Source organism: Enterobacter sp. E1 (assembly GCF_016809815.1).
GTDB lineage: Bacteria > Pseudomonadota > Gammaproteobacteria > Enterobacterales > Enterobacteriaceae > Enterobacter > Enterobacter adelaidei.
On record NZ_JAFBJM010000002.1, the window covers coordinates 97,624 to 115,547 of the forward strand.

19 protein-coding genes and 1 other annotated feature are annotated in these 17,924 nt (G+C 52.9%); of the genes, 11 read left to right on the forward strand and 8 right to left on the reverse strand.

The features are described from left to right. Positions 1-42: 42 nt before the first annotated feature. Both sbmC and dacD read right to left on the reverse strand, forming a co-directional pair. Entirely contained in the window at positions 43-516 is a 474-nt protein-coding gene (gene sbmC, locus JGF26_RS06705; protein ID WP_049008318.1) for a DNA gyrase inhibitor SbmC, read from the reverse strand. A 119-nt stretch (positions 517-635) separates the two neighbouring features. Next, entirely contained in the window at positions 636-1,802 is a 1,167-nt protein-coding gene (gene dacD / locus JGF26_RS06710) for a serine-type D-Ala-D-Ala carboxypeptidase DacD (RefSeq protein ID WP_028019640.1), read from the reverse strand. Between the two features lie 207 nt (positions 1,803-2,009). On the opposite strand from dacD, the gene sbcB reads away from it, so the two are divergent. Beyond that, positions 2,010-3,437, forward strand: a complete 1,428-nt coding sequence (sbcB, locus tag JGF26_RS06715; protein WP_203250363.1) for an exodeoxyribonuclease I — start codon at positions 2,010-2,012, stop codon at positions 3,435-3,437. Between the two features lie 59 nt (positions 3,438-3,496). Here the strand turns inward: sbcB and JGF26_RS06720 are convergent, their stop codons facing one another. The 4 genes from JGF26_RS06720 to JGF26_RS06735 form a co-directional block, all read right to left on the reverse strand. After that, the gene (locus JGF26_RS06720) at positions 3,497-4,855 is read right to left on the reverse strand and encodes an APC family permease (RefSeq protein ID WP_032666924.1); all 1,359 of its coding nucleotides are present in this window, start codon (positions 4,853-4,855) and stop codon (positions 3,497-3,499) included. Beyond that, the gene (gene yoeI / locus JGF26_RS06725) at positions 4,845-4,907 is read right to left on the reverse strand and encodes a membrane protein YoeI (protein ID WP_099458931.1); all 63 of its coding nucleotides are present in this window, start codon (positions 4,905-4,907) and stop codon (positions 4,845-4,847) included. The genes JGF26_RS06720 and yoeI overlap by 11 nt, the downstream gene beginning before the upstream one ends. Before the next feature lie 219 nt (positions 4,908-5,126). After that, complete coding sequence (locus JGF26_RS06730; RefSeq protein ID WP_028018498.1) at positions 5,127-6,056, reverse strand: LysR substrate-binding domain-containing protein; 930 nt, start codon at positions 6,054-6,056, stop codon at positions 5,127-5,129. A 41-nt stretch (positions 6,057-6,097) separates the two neighbouring features. Continuing rightward, on the reverse strand, positions 6,098-6,922 hold the full coding sequence (locus JGF26_RS06735) for an SDR family oxidoreductase (RefSeq protein WP_134707785.1): 825 nt from the start codon (positions 6,920-6,922) through the stop codon (positions 6,098-6,100). A 175-nt stretch (positions 6,923-7,097) separates the two neighbouring features. Here JGF26_RS06735 and hisL point away from each other — a divergent pair, with 175 nt between their 5' ends. The 9 genes from hisL to hisIE all read left to right on the forward strand — a co-directional run bounded on the left by hisL (position 7,098) and on the right by hisIE (position 14,314). Further along, positions 7,098-7,148, forward strand: coding sequence for a his operon leader peptide (hisL, locus tag JGF26_RS06740; RefSeq protein WP_001364200.1), 51 nt, complete (start codon positions 7,098-7,100; stop codon positions 7,146-7,148). Then, positions 7,124-7,247: a sequence feature (His leader region), on the forward strand. It overlaps the preceding gene by 25 nt. Before the next feature lie 45 nt (positions 7,248-7,292). Continuing rightward, positions 7,293-8,192, forward strand: a complete 900-nt coding sequence (hisG, locus tag JGF26_RS06745; protein WP_028018500.1) for an ATP phosphoribosyltransferase — start codon at positions 7,293-7,295, stop codon at positions 8,190-8,192. Between the two features lie 5 nt (positions 8,193-8,197). After that, positions 8,198-9,502, forward strand: coding sequence for a histidinol dehydrogenase (gene hisD, locus JGF26_RS06750; RefSeq protein ID WP_028018501.1), 1,305 nt, complete (start codon positions 8,198-8,200; stop codon positions 9,500-9,502). After that, positions 9,499-10,560 (forward strand): histidinol-phosphate transaminase, encoded by a 1,062-nt coding sequence (gene hisC, locus JGF26_RS06755; protein ID WP_128348763.1) that lies wholly within the window; start codon positions 9,499-9,501, stop codon positions 10,558-10,560. The genes hisD and hisC overlap by 4 nt, the downstream gene beginning before the upstream one ends. Continuing rightward, positions 10,557-11,624, forward strand: coding sequence for a bifunctional histidinol-phosphatase/imidazoleglycerol-phosphate dehydratase HisB (gene hisB / locus JGF26_RS06760; RefSeq protein WP_134707784.1), 1,068 nt, complete (start codon positions 10,557-10,559; stop codon positions 11,622-11,624). Before hisC ends, hisB begins: the two co-directional genes overlap by 4 nt. After that, complete coding sequence (gene hisH / locus JGF26_RS06765; protein WP_134707783.1) at positions 11,624-12,214, forward strand: imidazole glycerol phosphate synthase subunit HisH; 591 nt, start codon at positions 11,624-11,626, stop codon at positions 12,212-12,214. Before hisB ends, hisH begins: the two co-directional genes overlap by 1 nt. Beyond that, positions 12,214-12,951 (forward strand): 1-(5-phosphoribosyl)-5-[(5-phosphoribosylamino)methylideneamino]imidazole-4-carboxamide isomerase, encoded by a 738-nt coding sequence (gene hisA, locus JGF26_RS06770; protein WP_134707782.1) that lies wholly within the window; start codon positions 12,214-12,216, stop codon positions 12,949-12,951. The genes hisH and hisA overlap by 1 nt, the downstream gene beginning before the upstream one ends. Further along, complete coding sequence (hisF, locus tag JGF26_RS06775) at positions 12,933-13,709, forward strand: imidazole glycerol phosphate synthase subunit HisF (protein WP_134707781.1); 777 nt, start codon at positions 12,933-12,935, stop codon at positions 13,707-13,709. The genes hisA and hisF overlap by 19 nt, the downstream gene beginning before the upstream one ends. Further along, complete coding sequence (gene hisIE / locus JGF26_RS06780) at positions 13,703-14,314, forward strand: bifunctional phosphoribosyl-AMP cyclohydrolase/phosphoribosyl-ATP diphosphatase HisIE (protein WP_129325232.1); 612 nt, start codon at positions 13,703-13,705, stop codon at positions 14,312-14,314. The genes hisF and hisIE overlap by 7 nt, the downstream gene beginning before the upstream one ends. A gap of 39 nt (positions 14,315-14,353) precedes the next feature. Here the strand turns inward: hisIE and wzzB are convergent, their stop codons facing one another. Continuing rightward, positions 14,354-15,334: an LPS O-antigen chain length determinant protein WzzB gene (wzzB, locus tag JGF26_RS06785; protein ID WP_129325231.1), complete on the reverse strand. Its 981-nt coding sequence runs from the start codon at positions 15,332-15,334 to the stop codon at positions 14,354-14,356. 193 nt (positions 15,335-15,527) lie between these two features. On the opposite strand from wzzB, the gene JGF26_RS06790 reads away from it, so the two are divergent. Continuing rightward, positions 15,528-16,532: an NAD-dependent epimerase gene (locus JGF26_RS06790; protein ID WP_049008302.1), complete on the forward strand. Its 1,005-nt coding sequence runs from the start codon at positions 15,528-15,530 to the stop codon at positions 16,530-16,532. Positions 16,533-16,585: 53 nt separating this feature from the next. On the opposite strand, the gene ugd is transcribed toward JGF26_RS06790, so the two are convergent. Further along, on the reverse strand, positions 16,586-17,752 hold the full coding sequence (gene ugd / locus JGF26_RS06795) for a UDP-glucose 6-dehydrogenase (RefSeq protein ID WP_128348755.1): 1,167 nt from the start codon (positions 17,750-17,752) through the stop codon (positions 16,586-16,588). Between the last annotated feature and the right edge of the window lie 172 nt (positions 17,753-17,924).

The following is a 17,924-nucleotide window of genomic DNA, read 5'->3' on the forward strand; positions in this document are numbered from 1 at the left end:
GGGCGGATCACTCCCGACTGAAAAACCCTTCATTTAGCAGGCTTAAACCGTTTTATGCTCAACGGCGATAAACATTTCGATATCCCAGTAGCCGTCTGCGTTGCCATCATTAAGATAGCGCTCGAAACAGGGTTTAGGGGCAATCTGGTATTTATTGTCCTGTAGAAGGGAGTTGAAGAATTGATACCACGGGGTCGCAAAGTCGTAGTTTTCCACGCGCGCCATCGCCACGGCATAATCACCGGCCACGATTTCCGTCATCATGACGCCTTCGCTGTTTTCCGGAATAACGAAATCGTCCGGTACCGTCACAGCCGTATCACAGCGCAATTTTTCTGCCGGAACTTCATCCGGGTTATCGTAATAAACTGCAACCCACTCAAGCGGCTGAATGTGGCGACCGTCCACCCACATCACCAGCTGTTCAAAGCCCTGTTTTACCGTTTGTTCCCACGGTCCAACCAAATGAAAACCGGCAATCTTACGTTTCTGTTGCTGCTTAATGCTGTAGTCCATGCTGCCTCCACCCATCACTGTATATTTATACACTATAAAGCAGATTTTAACTGTTCAGCAAACGAAGAGTGTTTATTATGTGAGCAGACTCGCAACCCTGCCAGTCTGCTCATCTGCAGTTAGAGCGTGTGGTGTAGATAATCGCTCAGGCGTGAGAACAGGCCGCCTTTATCAACGGCTTCCAGCGTCACCAGCGGCCAGTGTGCTACCACTTTGTCACGATCATAGAGCTGAATCTCCCCAACCCGCTGATGCGCAGCAATCGGTGCTTCCAGCTCTTTTTTATCCAGCACATATTTGGCTTTGATGTTCGGGACTTCCGCTTTTGGCAGCGCCAGCCAGAAGTCCTGGTCGGTACCCAGTTTCACCTGCTCCTTATCGCCGTACCAGATACGCTCTGTACCTACTTTTTTACCGTTTTGCAGGATCTGCACCGTATCGAAATTCTGCTGCCCCCAGTGCAGCAGTTTACGGGCCTGGTCCTCACGCCCTTTCGGACTGTCGGCCCCCATCACCACCGCGATTAAACGGCGCTGACCATCAACTGCGGAAGCAATCAGATTAAAACCTGCGCCCGAGGTGTGCCCCGTTTTAAGCCCATCAACGTTCATGGTTTTATCCCACAACAGGCCGTTACGGTTTTGCTGGGTGATCCCGTTCCAGGTGAGGCTCTTTTCACTGTACATATGGTAAAAATCAGGTTCGCCATGAATGATGGCCCGGGAGAGGACGGCCAGGTCATAAGCGGAACTGTGCTGTCCTGGCGCATCCAGCCCATGAACGGTTTCGAAATGGGTATCGCGCAGGTTCAGCTTTTGCACATAGTCGTTCATCATCTTCACAAACTGCGGCTGCCCGCCCGCCACGTGATCGGCCAGCGCCACGCAGGCATCGTTACCGGAATCCACAATCAGACCACGGCTCAGGTCGCGCACGGTGACGCGATCGCCCTCTTTCAGAAACATCAGCGACGAACCGTCAAAAACCGGGTTGCCTTTTGCCCAGGCATCGCGCCCGACGGTCACAACGTCATCGGGGGAAATACGATGGCTATCAATGGCCCGATCAACCACATACCCCGTCATCAGCTTGGTCAGGCTTGCCGGATTACGTTGTTGATGTTCGTTGCCCGCCGTTAAGATTTGACCAGTCGTGTAATCCATCAGCACCCAGGAGCCAGCCTGAATAGCAGGAGGCTGCGGCGAAAAATCCAGTGGTTCGGCCGCAAAAGCAGATGAGACACTCGAAGCGAGTAAAGAAACAGCAATAAACAGACGGCGTTTCAACGGTATATCCTCAGGTCATTAAAAATCGCTGACCTTTTTACGGGAGTTCTGATGTCGTTACCTGGCTTAATTGCAAAAAAATGTGACAGGACGCAGATTTTTCTCTGAAGCTGACGCGCAAATTTGCGCGGCTGCGGCGCTTTTTATTCGGTCTGACCCGCACGATCGTTTACCATAGTGACGTCATTTTTTAACAGGATGGTATTACTGGTGTCTGACTCTGCCGCTCGCCCGACTTTTTTATTTCACGACTACGAAACCTTTGGTACGCACCCGGCGCTGGACCGACCGGCGCAATTTGCCGCCATCCGTACCGATGACGACTTCAATATTATCGGCGAGCCTGAGGTCTTTTACTGCAAACCGGCTGATGACTACCTGCCGCAGCCTGGGGCGGTTATGGTTACCGGGATTACCCCGCAGGAAGCGCGGGAAAAAGGCGTTAACGAGGCAGAATTCGCCCGACGCATCCACGATCTGTTCACCGTCCCCAATACCTGCGTGGTGGGTTATAACAACATCCGTTTTGATGATGAAGTGACGCGCAATATTTTCTATCGCAACTTCTACGACCCGTATGCCTGGAGCTGGCAGAACCGTAATTCTCGCTGGGATTTACTCGACATCATGCGCGCCTGCTACGCATTACGCCCGGAAGGTATTAACTGGCCGGAGAATGATGAAGGACTGACGAGCTTCAGGCTGGAACATCTGACGCGCGCCAATGGCATTGAGCACAGTAATGCCCACGATGCGATGGCAGACGTGTATGCCACCATTGCCATGGCGAAGCTGGTGAAAACCGCTCAGCCAAGGCTGTTTGAGTATCTGCTGAGCCACCGCAGCAAACAGAAATTGACCACGCTGATTGATGTACCGCAGATGAAACCGCTGGTGCATATCTCCGGTATGTTCGGTGCCTGGCGCGGCAACACCAGTTGGGTTGCGCCACTGGCCTGGCATCCGGACAACCGTAATGCGGTCATTATGGTGGATTTAGCTGGCGATATCTCGCCGCTGCTGGAGCTCGACAGCGCTACCCTGCGTGAACGGCTTTACACACCGAAAAATGAACTCGGCGATCTGCCTGCGGTGCCGGTTAAACTGGTGCATATCAATAAATGTCCGGTACTGGCGCAGGCCAATACACTGCGCCCGGAAGATGCTGACAGACTGGGCATTAACCGACAACACTGCCTGGATAACCTGAAAGTGCTGCGCGAAAACCCGCAGGTGCGTGAGAAAGTGGTCGCCATTTTTGCAGAAGCAGAACCGTTCGTTCCGTCTGAAAACGTGGATGCCCAGCTATACAACGGTTTCTTCGGCGATGCCGACCGCGCGGCGATGAATATCGTCCTGCAAACCGAGCCGCGTAACCTGCCGGCACTGGATATCACGTTCGCTGATAAGCGCATTGAAAAGTTGATGTTTAATTACCGTGCGCGTAACTACCCGGGAACCCTCGATGAAGCGGAACAGGAACGCTGGTTGCAACATCGTCGTAATGTCTTTACGCCAGAGTTCCTGCATAGCTATGCTCAGGAGCTGGAGATGCTTTATGCTCAGTATGAAGGGAATGCTGAAAAACAGGCACTGTTGAAATCCCTGTTCCAGTACGCACAAGAGATAGTCTGAATTAGAGATATAAAAAAACCGGAGGCGATGGTCTCCGGTTTTTTTTAGTGCGTTAAAACTCAGGCAACGTCTTCGTACTGAGGAACCGGGTTGCGGAAGCTTTTTGTTACGCAAGCCAGGTAAATCAGACCGATAGCACCCCAGATCAGACCCAGAACCATAGAGCTCTCTTCCAGGTTAATCCACAGTGCGCCAACAGTCAGCGCGCCACACACTGGCAGCACCAGATAGTTGAAGTGGTCTTTCAGCGTTTTGTTGCGCTTCTCACGGATCCAGAACTGCGAGATCACAGAGAGGTTAACGAAGGTGAACGCCACCAGCGCACCGAAGTTAATCAGCGCAGTTGCTGTCACCAGGTCAAATTTAATCGCCAGCAGAGCAATTGCACCGACCAGCAGCACGTTCCATGCAGGAGTACGCCATTTCGGATGAACATAACCGAAGAAGCGAGTCGGGAACACACCGTCACGGCCCATCACGTACATCAGACGAGAAACGCCTGCGTGTGCCGCCATACCGGATGCCAGTACGGTTACGCTTGAGAAGATCAGCACGCCCCACTGGAAGGTTTTACCTGCCACGTACAGCATGATTTCAGGCTGTGACGCATCCGGATCTTTAAAGCGAGAGATATCCGGGAAGTACAGCTGCAGGAAGTAAGAAGCACCGATGAAGATCATGCCGCCAATCAGCGCGGTCAGGAAAATCGCTTTCGGGATCACGCGTTCAGCGTCTTTGGTCTCTTCTGACAGAGAAGAGATACCGTCAAAGCCGAGGAACGAGAAGCACAGAATCGTCGCACCGGTGATCATCGGCACTACATGCGCACCTTCAGACCAGAATGGACGCGTGCTGGTCAATGTACCTGCACCTTCACCGTGAGAAACACCGTAGATGATCAGGCCAACGATTACCGCAACAATACCCATCTGCAGAATAACAATCAGGGTGTTGAAGTTCGCCACGGTCTTGATGCTGCGCAGGTTAGAGATGGTCATAAAGGCCACCAGCGCCACAACGAAGATCCACGACGGTACGGAAGGTACCAGCGCTTCAAAGTAAATTTTTGCCAGCAGAATGTTGATCATCGGCATGAACAGGTAGTCCAGCAGTGATGACCAGCCCACCATAAACCCTACCGCCGGGCTAATGGATTTCTGAGCATAGGTGTACGCAGAGCCTGCGGACGGGAAACGGCGAACCAGTTTACCGTAGCTCAGCGCAGTAAAGAGAATAGCGACCAGCGCAAAGGCGTACGCCGTTGCAACGTGACCGTCAGTGAGGCCTGATACGATACCGAATGTATCAAACAGCGTCATTGGTTGCATATAGGCCAGGCCCATCATAACAACCGGAATCAACGTAAGTGTTTTACGTAATTCCACGCGAGAGGTGTTTGGAGTTGCGTTATGCGACATAGTTATTCTCCTTTACGGTGATAACCGCCACGTAAGCGAAAAATTGCCCCATTTCTTTATTCCTCAGCGACAACAACTGTCGGATTTTAGTAAATATCTATCCGGTACGAAGCCCGGCCTCTTGGTTTTTAGTTTCGTTTCGTACATGCAAAAAAAAATAACCGACGCCTTTTATATCGTCGATTATTCATTTGGTTGCAGCGGCCGCATTTTGCCCCACATCGGATACAAAAGGCAATACTTTGCAATGCCCTGGGTGATTTTCTTTTTGCTAACTGGCTGATTTCTCGACGCTGGCCTGAGAGTAAACGGCAGCGATAGCACTATTTGCTAAAATTTCGTCTCGCCACCAGCTGCTTGCCAGTCCAGAGGTTTGTTCATTCCAGCCCACCCACGCTGATTCATTACTGCTTTGAGCAAGCACCTGTTTTTCAACCAGCGCCCCGCTATCAATAAACCGCTGCGCAAGATAACGAGGCAAATAGCCGCAACCCAGACCACTGATTTGCAATTCCAGCTTGGTTTTAAAATCAAAAACGGTAATGGCTTCCTGCTCATCAAGTAATTGCGAGGAAACCGCACACTCTGGCCGTGAACTGTCCCCCACCACAATCGCACGGTAGCCTTTAATAACCCGGCGATTAATAGGCTCCGGCTCCTGAGCAAGCGGATGATGCGGCGCAACGGCAAAAACCTGCTCCAGCACGCCCAGACGGGCAAAACCAAAATCACTCAACTGGGGAGGTTCATGGAGTGCACCGACGAAAATATCCGCCCTTCCCTGGATTAACGCATCCCAGGAACCGCCCAGCACACCGTTTATAAAGATAAGCCGGGTCACGCTGTGGTGTTGATAAAATGCCTCAATCAGCGGCGTCAGAAGCGAAAACGGAAAGGTATCATCGACTCCAATAACCAGCTCATTTTCCCATCCCTGATGAAGCTTGACGGCCTGTTTTTCCAGTTCTCGAACGGTATGGAGGACTTCACGTCCTTTTTCCAGCAGCATCTGCCCGGTACGGGTAAAACGTGCGCGGTGCCCGGAGCGATCGAGGATCTGAATATTGAGATCGCTTTCCAGTTTTTGAACGGTATAGCTCAGCGCCGAAGGGGTTTTGTAGAGCTTTGCTGAGGCGGCTGCAAAGCTCCCTTCTTTTTCCAGTGCATCCAGAATAATAAGAACATCAAGCAGCGGTTTCATGCTCGCCCCCTTCTGGTGTGCGATCGTCTCCGCTGCGAGACTTATTCCATGGGCATCACCAGCGGATCGGGATACTGATACTCAAATCCCAGCTCATGGCAAATGCGATTGCCATCAACAATTTTGCCTTTGCTTTCATCCTTTGTCTCACCAAAAACCGGCGGAGCCAGGCCCAACTGACGTGCCATTAGCGGGTAAAACGTACTACGCGTCGGATGAGAAGGCGCACATATATTATAGATGTGTCCACCTTTTGGAGCCTGTAAGAGTAGCTCAATTGCGCCAATAACATCGTCAAGATGCACAAGATTGACAACATGTTGCCCGTCTGGCGCTGACTTTCCGGCAAAAAAACGTCCCGGATGGCGCCCTGGCCCCACCAGCCCCGCCAGACGGATGATATCAACCTGCGTGCCGGGTAGATTATGCAGCCAGTCTTCCAGCTCTTTCAGTACCTGGCCGCTCACGGTAACAGGATTGCGCCCGGAGCTCTCTTTCACCACACCTTCAACATCGCCATAGACTGATGTCGAGCTGGTAAAAATAATGCGCGGAACATGGTGTGCCAGCGCGCTGTCGACAATCTCCTGCATCGCCTGCAGATAAAACGACTCGCCCGGACCACTGCGCCGCGCGGGTAGCGTAATTACCAGCGCATCGACGTTCATCAGCGTGTCCAGATCGTCAGCATCACACACCAGCTCGGGTTCCAGACGCAGTTCGACACCATCAATACCGCACATGCGCGCTGCTTCTACCCCATCCGCCGTGGTTTTGCTCCCGGTCACTTGCCAGCCTTTCGCGGCTAATGACATCGCCAGCGGCATTCCCAGCCATCCTAAACCGACAATCGCGACCTTTTTCATGCGAATTCTCCTGACTCGTACTCGTCTTTCATAAGGCTACGCCAGCCCGGCAGAACACACAATTCATAGCATCAATATGAAATGAATTAATGATCAAAAAAAGCCCTTGCAATATGTTGCACAACTGGTTTAGGTTAAAAGACATCAAATGAATAAGCATTCATCGAGAATTTATATGACACGCGTTCAATTTAAACACCACCATCATCACCATCATCCTGACTAGTCTTTCAGGCGATGTGTGCTGGAAGACGTTTGGATCTTCCAGTGGTGCATGAACGCATGAAAAAGCCCCCGGAAGATCTTCTTCCGGGGGCTTTTTTTTGGACCAAATTCAGACAGGTTAAAACAGGTTAACGAGGAATAAAGAATGTTAGATAACTCACGTTTACGCATAGCTATTCAAAAATCAGGTCGTTTGAGTGACGATTCACGCGAACTGCTGGCCCGCTGCGGGATCAAAATTAACCTGCACACCCAGCGCCTGATTGCTCTGGCTGAAAACATGCCCATCGACATTCTGCGCGTGCGTGATGACGATATCCCAGGCCTGGTGATGGATGGCGTCGTTGACCTTGGCATCATCGGTGAAAACGTGCTGGAAGAAGAACTCCTGACCCGCCGTGCACAGGGCGAAGACCCGCGTTACTTCACCCTGCGTCGCCTGGATTTCGGCGGCTGCCGCCTGTCGCTGGCAACGCCGGTCGATGAAGCCTGGGACGGCCCGGCTGCACTGAACGGCAAACGTATCGCCACCTCCTACCCTCACCTGTTAAAGCGTTACCTGGACCAGAAAGGCGTGCAGTTTAAATCCTGTCTGCTGAATGGCTCTGTTGAAGTCGCCCCGCGTGCAGGTCTGGCGGACGCCATCTGTGACCTCGTCTCAACTGGCGCGACGCTGGAAGCGAACGGCCTGCGCGAAGTGGAAGTTATCTATCGCTCAAAAGCCTGTCTGATTCAGCGTGACGGCGACATGGCCGATGCCAAGCAGCAGTTGATCGACAAGCTCCTGACCCGTATTCAGGGCGTGATCCAGGCGCGTGAATCCAAATACATCATGATGCACGCGCCAACCGAGCGTCTGGATGAAGTGATTGCTCTGTTACCAGGCGCCGAGCGCCCAACTATTCTGCCACTGGCGGGCGATCAGCAGCGCGTGGCGATGCATATGGTCAGTAGCGAAACCCTGTTCTGGGAAACCATGGAAAAACTGAAGGCGCTGGGGGCAAGCTCAATCCTGGTGCTGCCAATTGAGAAGATGATGGAGTAACGGCCATGGGTTTTAACACAATCATCGACTGGAATAATTGTAGCGACGCACAACAACGTGAGTTGCTGATGCGCCCGGCGATTTCCGCCTCCGAAAGCATTTCACGCACCGTGGCGGAGATCCTTGAGAACGTCAAAGCCCGTGGCGATGACGCGCTGCGTGAATACAGTGCCAAATTCGACAAGACTGAAGTGGATGCGCTGAAGGTTACCGAACAGGAAATCATTGATGCCAGTAATCGTCTGGGTGATGACATCAAGCAGGCGATGGCCGTCGCGGTGAAAAACATCGAGACCTTCCACACCGCGCAAAAGCTGCAAACTGTGGATGTTGAAACCCTGCCTGGCGTGCGTTGCCAGCAGGTGACCCGCCCGGTAGCGTCCGTTGGACTGTATATCCCTGGCGGTTCGGCTCCGCTGTTCTCCACCGTATTGATGCTGGCTACCCCGGCGCGTATTGCGGGTTGTCAGAAAGTGGTGCTCTGCTCTCCGCCACCGATTGCCGATGAGATCCTCTACGCAGCAAAGCTGTGCGGCGTACAGGCGGTCTATAAAGTGGGTGGCGCACAGGCGATTTCTGCCCTCGCGTTTGGCACCGAATCCATTCCAAAGGTCGACAAAATTTTTGGCCCGGGCAACGCCTTCGTGACCGAAGCCAAGCGCCAGGTCAGCCAGCGTCTGGACGGTGCGGCAATTGACATGCCTGCCGGTCCGTCTGAAGTATTGGTCATTGCCGACAGCGGCGCTACGCCGGACTTCGTCGCGTCCGACCTGCTGTCTCAGGCGGAACACGGCCCTGACTCGCAGGTCATTCTGTTGACGCCGGATGCCGATATGGCAACACGCGTCGGCGAAGCCGTCGAGCGCCAGCTTGCTGACCTGCCCCGCGCCGAAACGGCACGTCAGGCGTTAGCCGCCAGCCGTCTGATTGTGGCGCGCGATCTGGCGCAGTGCATTGCCATCTCTAACCAGTACGGCCCGGAGCACCTGATTATTCAGACCCGAAATGCACGCGATCTGGTCGACAGCATCACCAGCGCAGGTTCGGTTTTCCTGGGTGACTGGTCACCGGAATCCGCTGGCGATTACGCGTCCGGCACCAACCACGTCCTGCCGACGTATGGTTATACCTCAACCTGTTCAAGCCTCGGCCTGGCGGATTTCCAGAAACGCATGACCGTGCAGGAACTGTCCCGCGAAGGATTTGCCTCGCTGGCATCCACCATTGAAACGCTGGCAGCCGCTGAACGCCTGACCGCCCACAAAAATGCCGTAACGCTGCGCGTTGCAGCCCTGAAGGAGCAAGCATGAGCATTGAAGAATTAGCCCGTGAAAATGTCCGTCAACTGACTCCGTATCAGTCTGCACGTCGTTTAGGTGGTAAAGGTGATGTCTGGCTGAACGCTAACGAATTCCCGACAGCGGTCCAGTTTGAGCTTTCTCAGCAAACCCTGAACCGCTATCCGGAATGCCAGCCAAAGGCCGTTATCGAAAACTACGCGCAGTATGCAGGAGTGAAGCCGGAGCAGGTGCTGGTCAGCCGTGGAGCCGATGAAGGTATTGAGCTGCTGATCCGCGCCTTCTGCGAGCCGGGCAAAGATGCGGTGATGTACTGCCAGCCTACCTACGGCATGTATAGCGTCAGCGCGGAAACCTTCGGTGTGGCGTGTCGCAACGTCCTCTCGCTGGAGAACTGGCAGCTGGACCTGCAGGGCATTGCCGATAATCTCGATGGTGTAAAGGTGGTGTTTGTGTGTAGCCCAAACAACCCGACCGGGCAGATTATCAACCCGCAGGATATCCGTACCCTGCTGGAGATGACGCGCGGCAAAGCCCTGGTGGTCGCTGACGAAGCCTACATCGAGTTCTGCCCGCAGGCGACGCTGACAGGCTGGCTGGAAGAATATCCGCACCTGGTCGTGCTGCGTACGTTGTCGAAAGCCTTCGCCCTCGCCGGTCTACGTTGTGGATTCACGCTCGCCAATAAAGAGGTCATCGACCTGCTGTTGAAAGTGATCGCCCCTTACCCGCTCTCCACGCCGGTTGCCGATATTGCAGCACAGGCGCTGACCCCACAGGGGATCAACGCGATGCGCGATCGTGTGGCGCAAATCCTGGAGGAACGTCAGTATCTGGTGACCGCCCTGAAGGATATCCCGTGCGTGGAGCAGGTGTTCGATTCGGAAACCAACTACATCCTGGTGCGTTTCACTGCATCCAGTGCCGTATTTAAATCTTTATGGGATCAGGGCATTATCTTACGAGACCAGAATAAACAACCTTCCCTGAGCGGGTGCCTGCGCATTACCGTAGGCACCCGAGCAGAGAGCCAGCGCGTGATTGACGCCCTGAAAGCGGAGAAAGTATGACCCAGAAGATCCTTTTTATCGATCGTGACGGCACCCTTATTTCGGAGCCACCAGCCGATTTTCAGGTTGATCGTTTCGACAAGCTGGCTTTTGAACCGGACGTGATCCCCGTACTACTTAAGCTGCAAAACGCCGGGTATAAGCTGGTGATGATCACTAATCAGGACGGTCTGGGTACCGACAGCTTCCCGCAGGCGGACTTTGACGGTCCGCATAATCTGATGATGCAGGTGCTGACCTCTCAGGGCGTGGTCTTTGATGAAGTGCTGATTTGCCCACACATGCCGGCCGATGAGTGCGACTGCCGTAAGCCGAAAGTAAAACTGGTGGAGCGCTATCTGGCGGAAGATGTGCTGGATAAAACCAACAGCTATGTCATCGGCGATCGCATTACCGATATTACGCTAGCGGAAAACATGGGTATTGAGGGGCTGCGCTACGATCGTAACGGTCTTAACTGGGCAAAAATTGGTGAGCAGCTAACCAAACGTGACCGCTATTCCCACGTTGAACGTAACACCAAAGAGACGCAGATTGACGTGAAGGTCTGGCTGGATCGCGAAGGTGGCAGCAAGATCCACACCGGTGTGGGTTTCTTCGACCATATGCTGGATCAGATTGCCACCCACGGCGGTTTCCGCATGGAAATTACCGTAAAAGGCGACCTTTACATTGACGATCACCACACCGTGGAAGATACCGGCCTGGCGCTGGGTGAAGCCCTGAAGCTGGCGCTTGGCGATAAGCGCGGCATCAACCGTTTTGGCTTTGTCCTGCCGATGGACGAGTGCCTGGCGCGCTGCGCTATGGATATCTCCGGACGTCCGCACCTGGAATATAAAGCCGATTTCAACTACCAGCGCGTGGGCGATCTCAGCACTGAAATGGTTGAACATTTCTTCCGTTCATTGTCCTACACCATGGGCCTGACGTTGCACCTTAAGACCAAGGGCAAAAACGACCACCACCGCGTGGAGAGTCTGTTCAAGGCTTTTGGCCGTACCCTTCGCCAGGCGATCCGCGTGGAAGGTGACGCCCTGCCTTCATCGAAAGGAGTGCTGTAATGAATGTGGTGATTCTGGATACCGGATGCGCCAACCTGAACTCCGTAAAATCGGCGATTGCGCGCCACGGCTATGAGCCGGTGGTGAGCCGTGACCCGGACGTGGTGCTGCGCGCCGACAAACTCTTTTTACCGGGCGTGGGAACCGCGCAGGCCGCGATGGATCAGATTCGCGAACGCGAGTTGGTCGACCTGATCAAAGCCTGTACCCAGCCGGTGCTGGGCATTTGCCTGGGTATGCAGATCCTGGGCCGCCGCAGTGAAGAGAGCAACGGCGTCGACCTGCTGGGCATTATTGAAGAAGACGTGCCGAAAATGACCGACCACGGCCTGCCTCTGCCGCATATGGGCTGGAACCGCGTGTACGCCAAAGCGGGCGACAGGCTGTTTCGCGGCATTGAAGACGGCGCATATTTTTACTTCGTGCACAGCTACGCCATGCCGGTAAATCCCTACACTATCGCTCAGTGCAATTATGGTGAAGCGTTTACCGCAGCGGTGCAGAAAGATAACTTCTTCGGCGTGCAGTTTCACCCGGAACGCTCTGGCGCCGCAGGCTCGCAGCTGCTGAAAAACTTCCTGGAGATGTGATGATTATTCCCGCTTTAGATTTAATTGACGGCACGGTTGTTCGTCTTCATCAGGGCGATTACGGGCAGCAGCGTGACTACGGGAACGACCCGCTGCCACGTCTGCAGGATTACGCGGCGCAGGGTGCAGAAGTGCTGCACCTGGTGGATCTCACGGGCGCGAAAGACCCGGCGAAACGCCAGATCCCGCTACTCAAAAAGCTGGTCGCTGGCGTGAATGTCCCCGTCCAGGTAGGTGGTGGCGTGCGCACTGAAGAGGACGTTGCGGCTCTGCTTGAAGCAGGTGTGGCGCGCGTTGTCGTTGGCTCTACCGCCGTAAAAGACCCCGAAATGGTCAAAGGCTGGTTCCGCCGTTTCGGCGCGGATGCGCTGGTACTGGCGCTGGACGTGCGTATTGATGAACAGGGTAATAAACAGGTTGCGGTCAGCGGCTGGCAGGAAAACTCCGGCGTGACGCTGGAAGAGCTGGTTGCTATTTATCAACCTGTTGGCCTGAAGCACGTGCTGTGCACCGATATCTCTCGCGATGGCACGCTGGCCGGCTCTAACGTCTCGCTGTATGACGAGGTCTGTGCACGTTTTCCGCAGGTGGCTTTCCAGTCTTCGGGTGGAATTGGCGATCTGAAAGATATCGCCGCGCTGCGCGGTACCGGTGTGCAGGGCGTGATCGTTGGACGCGCCCTGCTGGAAGGAAAATTTACTGTGACGGAGGCGATTCAATGCTGGCAAAACGGATAATCCCTTGCCTGGACGTACGCGACGGCCAGGTGGTGAAAGGCGTGCAGTTCCGCAACCACGAGATCATTGGCGACATCGTCCCGCTGGCAAAACGCTATGCTGATGAAGGGGCTGACGAGCTGGTGTTTTACGATATCACCGCTTCCAGCGATGGCCGCGTGGTCGATAAAAGCTGGGTAGCGCGCGTAGCAGAAGTGATTGATATTCCATTCTGCGTGGCGGGTGGAATTAAATCCGCTGACGACGCGGCCAAAATTCTCTCGTTTGGTGCCGACAAGATTTCCATCAACTCCCCTGCTCTGGCCGACCCGGAGCTGATTACTCGTCTGGCCGATCGCTTTGGCGTGCAGTGCATTGTCGTTGGGATCGACACCTGGTATGACGCCGCAACGGGCAAGTACCACGTCAATCAATATACGGGTGACGAAAGCCGCACGCGCGTAACGCAGTGGGAAACGCTCGACTGGGTGCAGGAAGTGCAGAAGCGTGGCGCGGGCGAGATTGTCCTCAACATGATGAACCAGGACGGCGTGCGTAACGGCTATGACCTCGAACAGCTGAAAAAAGTGCGTGCGGTTTGCCACGTCCCGCTGATCGCCTCCGGCGGCGCGGGCACCATGGAACACTTCCTGGAAGCCTTCCGCGATGCAAACGTGGACGGCGCGCTGGCCGCGTCCGTGTTCCACAAACAGATTATTAATATTGGTGAGTTAAAAACGTTCCTGGCCGGCCAGGGCGTGGAGATCAGGGTATGTTAACAGAGCAACAACAGGCACAGCTGGACTGGGAAAAAACGGGCGGACTACTGCCGGTGGTGGTTCAGCATGCCGTTTCGGGCGAAGTACTGATGCTGGGGTATATGAACCAGGACGCGCTGGCTAAAACGCTCGACAGCGGCAAAGTCACGTTTTTCTCGCGCACCAAACAGCGTCTGTGGACCAAAGGGGAAACCTCAGGTCATTTCCTGAACGTGGTCAGCATAGCGCCTGACTGCGATAACGATACCCTGCTGGTACTGGCAAACCCAATCGGACCAACCTGCCATAAGGGCACCAGCAGCTGCTTCGGTGAGGCGAGCCACCAGTGGCTGTTCCTGTATCAACTGGAACAACTGCTGGCTGAACGAAAAACAGCGGACCCGGAGAGTTCCTATACCGCGAAGCTGTATGCAAGCGGAACTAAGCGTATCGCACAAAAAGTCGGTGAAGAAGGCGTTGAAACGGCTCTGGCCGCGACCGTGCATGACCGCGAGGAACTGACCAATGAAGCGTCTGATTTGATGTATCACCTGCTGGTGCTGCTGCAGGATCAGGAGCTGGACTTGACGGCGGTGATAGAGAATCTTCGTAAACGGCATAAATAAAAAAACCGGGGAATTTCCCCGGTTTTTTTTATCAATTCATCAGGCTTTTGGTTTGTAATTGCGCAATGCGTTGCGCCCCAGCACGACTCCGGAACCAACCATTCCGCCCAGCAGCACGGCAAGAACCAGAATCACGGCTTTTTTCGGGCTGTCACGACGGACAGGAAGGTCCGGCTTCATGACATAACGATAGACGTGGATGGTGTCCGGGTTTACGTTCAGGTTTTGAATATCCAGCAAGTTTTGCCTGGTCTGATAATATGCAGCAGAAAATACCAGTGGGCGAGAAGCTTCGTTTTCAATCATCGACTTGAGTCCCTCGCTTCCCAACAGGAACATCGTTTCCTGCGTCACATCCTGGGTTTGCTGAATCTGCGGTGAGGTGATTTTTGCTGCTTCAGCGTTCTTCAGCGCCTCAGTAATCTGTTTGATGCGCAGATCTTTCTGCTCCTGAGCAACCTTCTCCTGGTTTTGCAGGGAATCGTTCAGGGTCTTGATCTGCTCTTTGATATTGTCCTTAAGGTCAACGGCAAGTTCTTTAGCCGTTTGCTCATCAACCTGCTGGATGTACTGAGCCAGTTGTTTTTGAGCAGCTTCAGCAGATGTACTGACATAGGAAACACTTAATGGTAATGCTTCACCTTTTACAGCAGGCTCAATTGTCAGTTTTTCAGGTTCTTCCTGATTTTCAAGTGCCTGTGCTAATGCAGAGAAGGAAGAATTGAAACGACCAATAGCACGAGTTTGAACATCAAGCATCGATGGCGCAGCGCTACCATAAAGGATATTCAATGCGTTGGAATAGGTCGCAATTTGAGCTACATCAGGTTGCGCAATAATCGCACTTGAGGTCCACTTTTCCTTCGCGACAGAGAGATATCCAATAGCCAGGGCGATAAAAACAACAACAAATATTGCTATCATCGACTTGCCACGCCACAGTTGCAGCACTAAATCAAGTAAATCAATTTGCTCAGGGTCATTGCTTTGGCTGACCTGGCGATTGTCGTTTTGTGTCATACAATCCCTAACAGATTAAAAAGGGCAAACATAATTATGTTTGCATAGTGTATCTATTGCTGGGGATTTTTCTATAAGAATCCGATGAGTGATATCGGAAAGATGGGTTATGTAACTTACCCCCTTCGCGCTATCATAGACGTCATGTGATGCGCTATGGCATCTGTAAGAATATGGGGTTATGAGGGAAGCTATGAAATTTTTGGTAACGGGTGCAGCGGGTTTTATCGGTGCTAATGTCAGTAAACGCCTCCTCGAGGCCGGTCATCAGGTTGTCGGTATTGATAATCTGAATGATTACTATGATGTCAACCTGAAGCTGGCGCGCCTGGAACTGTTAAAATCTGAGAGCTTCAGCTTTCACAAGCTGGAGTTGGCCGACCGGGAAGGCATGGCAGCGCTTTTCGCCAGCGAGAAGTTTGATCGCGTGATTCATCTGGCCGCACAGGCAGGCGTACGCTACTCCCTGGAAAACCCACATGTGTATGCGGATGCTAACCTTATTGGTCATCTCAACGTGCTTGAAGGCTGCCGCCATAATAAGGTTCAGCATCTGCTTTATGCCTCCTCCAGTTCTGTATATGGACTGAACCGTAAGATGCCATTCTCCACTGAGGATTCAGTGGATCACCCAGTTTCACTATATGCCGCGACCAAAAAAGCCAATGAGCTGATGTCGCATACCTATTCGCATCTCTACAACCTGCCAACCACTGGACTGCGTTTCTTCACCGTGTATGGTCCGTGGGGGCGTCCGGACATGGCGTTGTTTAAGTTCACGAAGGCGATGATTGAAGGCAAAAGTATTGATGTCTATAACTACGGTAAGATGAAGCGTGACTTCACTTACATCGATGATATCTCTGAAGCCATTCTTCGCCTGCAGGACGTTATTCCTCAGCCGGACACAAACTGGACCGTTGAAACAGGCTCTCCGGCATCCAGTTCAGCACCATACCGTGTTTATAACATCGGTAACAGCGCGCCTGTTGAACTGATGGACTACATCACCGCTCTGGAAGAAGCACTCGGAAAGAAAGCAGAGAAAAACATGATGCCGCTGCAGCCGGGAGATGTACTGGAAACCAGTGCCGATACCCAGCCACTTTATGACGCGATAGGATTTAAACCGCAAACCTCCGTTAAAGATGGGGTGAAGAACTTCGTCGACTGGTACCGCGATTTCTACAAAGTCTGAAAATAAAAAAACCCGGCAAATCAGCCGGGTTTTTTACGGAATAAAACAGAGAATCAGTCGCTACCGAACAGATCGCGGGTATACACTTTATCCGCCACGTCAGCCAGTTCTTCCGCCATGCGGTTAGAGATGATGACATCCGCTTCTTTCTTGAAGGCATCCAGATCGCGAATCACGCGGGAATTGAAGAACTGATCTTCCTGCATGGCCGGTTCATAAATAACAACCTCAACCCCTTTCGCCTTGATGCGCTTCATGATCCCCTGGATTGAAGAGGCGCGGAAGTTATCGGAGCCACTCTTCATGATCAAACGGTATACACCGACGACTTTCGGCTGGCGCGCCAGAATGGAATCAGAGATGAAATCTTTACGGGTACGGTTAGCATCAACAATCGCCGAAATCAGGTTGTTTGGTACCGCCTGATAGTTTGCCAGCAGCTGTTTGGTGTCTTTAGGCAGACAGTAACCGCCGTAGCCAAATGACGGGTTGTTGTAGTGGTTGCCGATGCGCGGGTCAAGACATACCCCTTCAATAATCTGACGGGTATTCAGTCCAAGACTCTCTGCATAGCTGTCGAGTTCATTGAAATAAGCCACTCGCATTGCCAGATAAGTGTTCGCGAAGAGTTTAATCGCCTCAGCTTCGGTGGAATCAGTAAACAGCACCTGAATATCTTTCTTCAGTGCCCCTTCCTGCAGCAGTGCAGCAAAACGTTCAGCGCGCTCAGAACGTTCGCCAATGACGATACGCGAAGGATGGAGGTTATCGTAAAGCGCTCTGCCCTCGCGCAGGAATTCCGGCGAGAAGAAGATATTATCAATACCAAACTTCTCTTTGATGGATTTGGTGAAGCCGACAGGGATAGTTGACTTGATAACCATCACCGCACGGGGGTTGATCGCGATAACATCTTTGATCACTGCCTCTACGGTTGAGGTGTTGAAGTAGTTAGTTTTTGGATCGTAGTCAGTAGGCGTCGCAATGATGACGTAATCCGCATCGCGGTATGCATCTTCTTTATCTGTCGTGGCGCGGAAATTCAGCGGTTTATTGCTGAGATAGTCCTGGATCTCTTTGTCGACAATCGGCGATTGCTTCTGATTGAGCATATCCACTTTGGCCTGCACGATATCCAGCGCAACCACTTCATGATTCTGAGCAATCAAAATGCCGTTAGAAAGACCGACATAGCCTGTTCCGGAGATTGTTATTTTCATTCGCTAATGACTTCTGTGAGTTAACTGTACTGATGGCCGCCAGACCATCGCGATAAACATAACTGTTGGGCTTTGTACCTCCTGGCAAACAATACTGTCAAGGCAAACCAGGAGTAATCGCGACGAGTGGGATGAGATTCAGACTACTTCGAGTAACACGCGGCATTTTTTG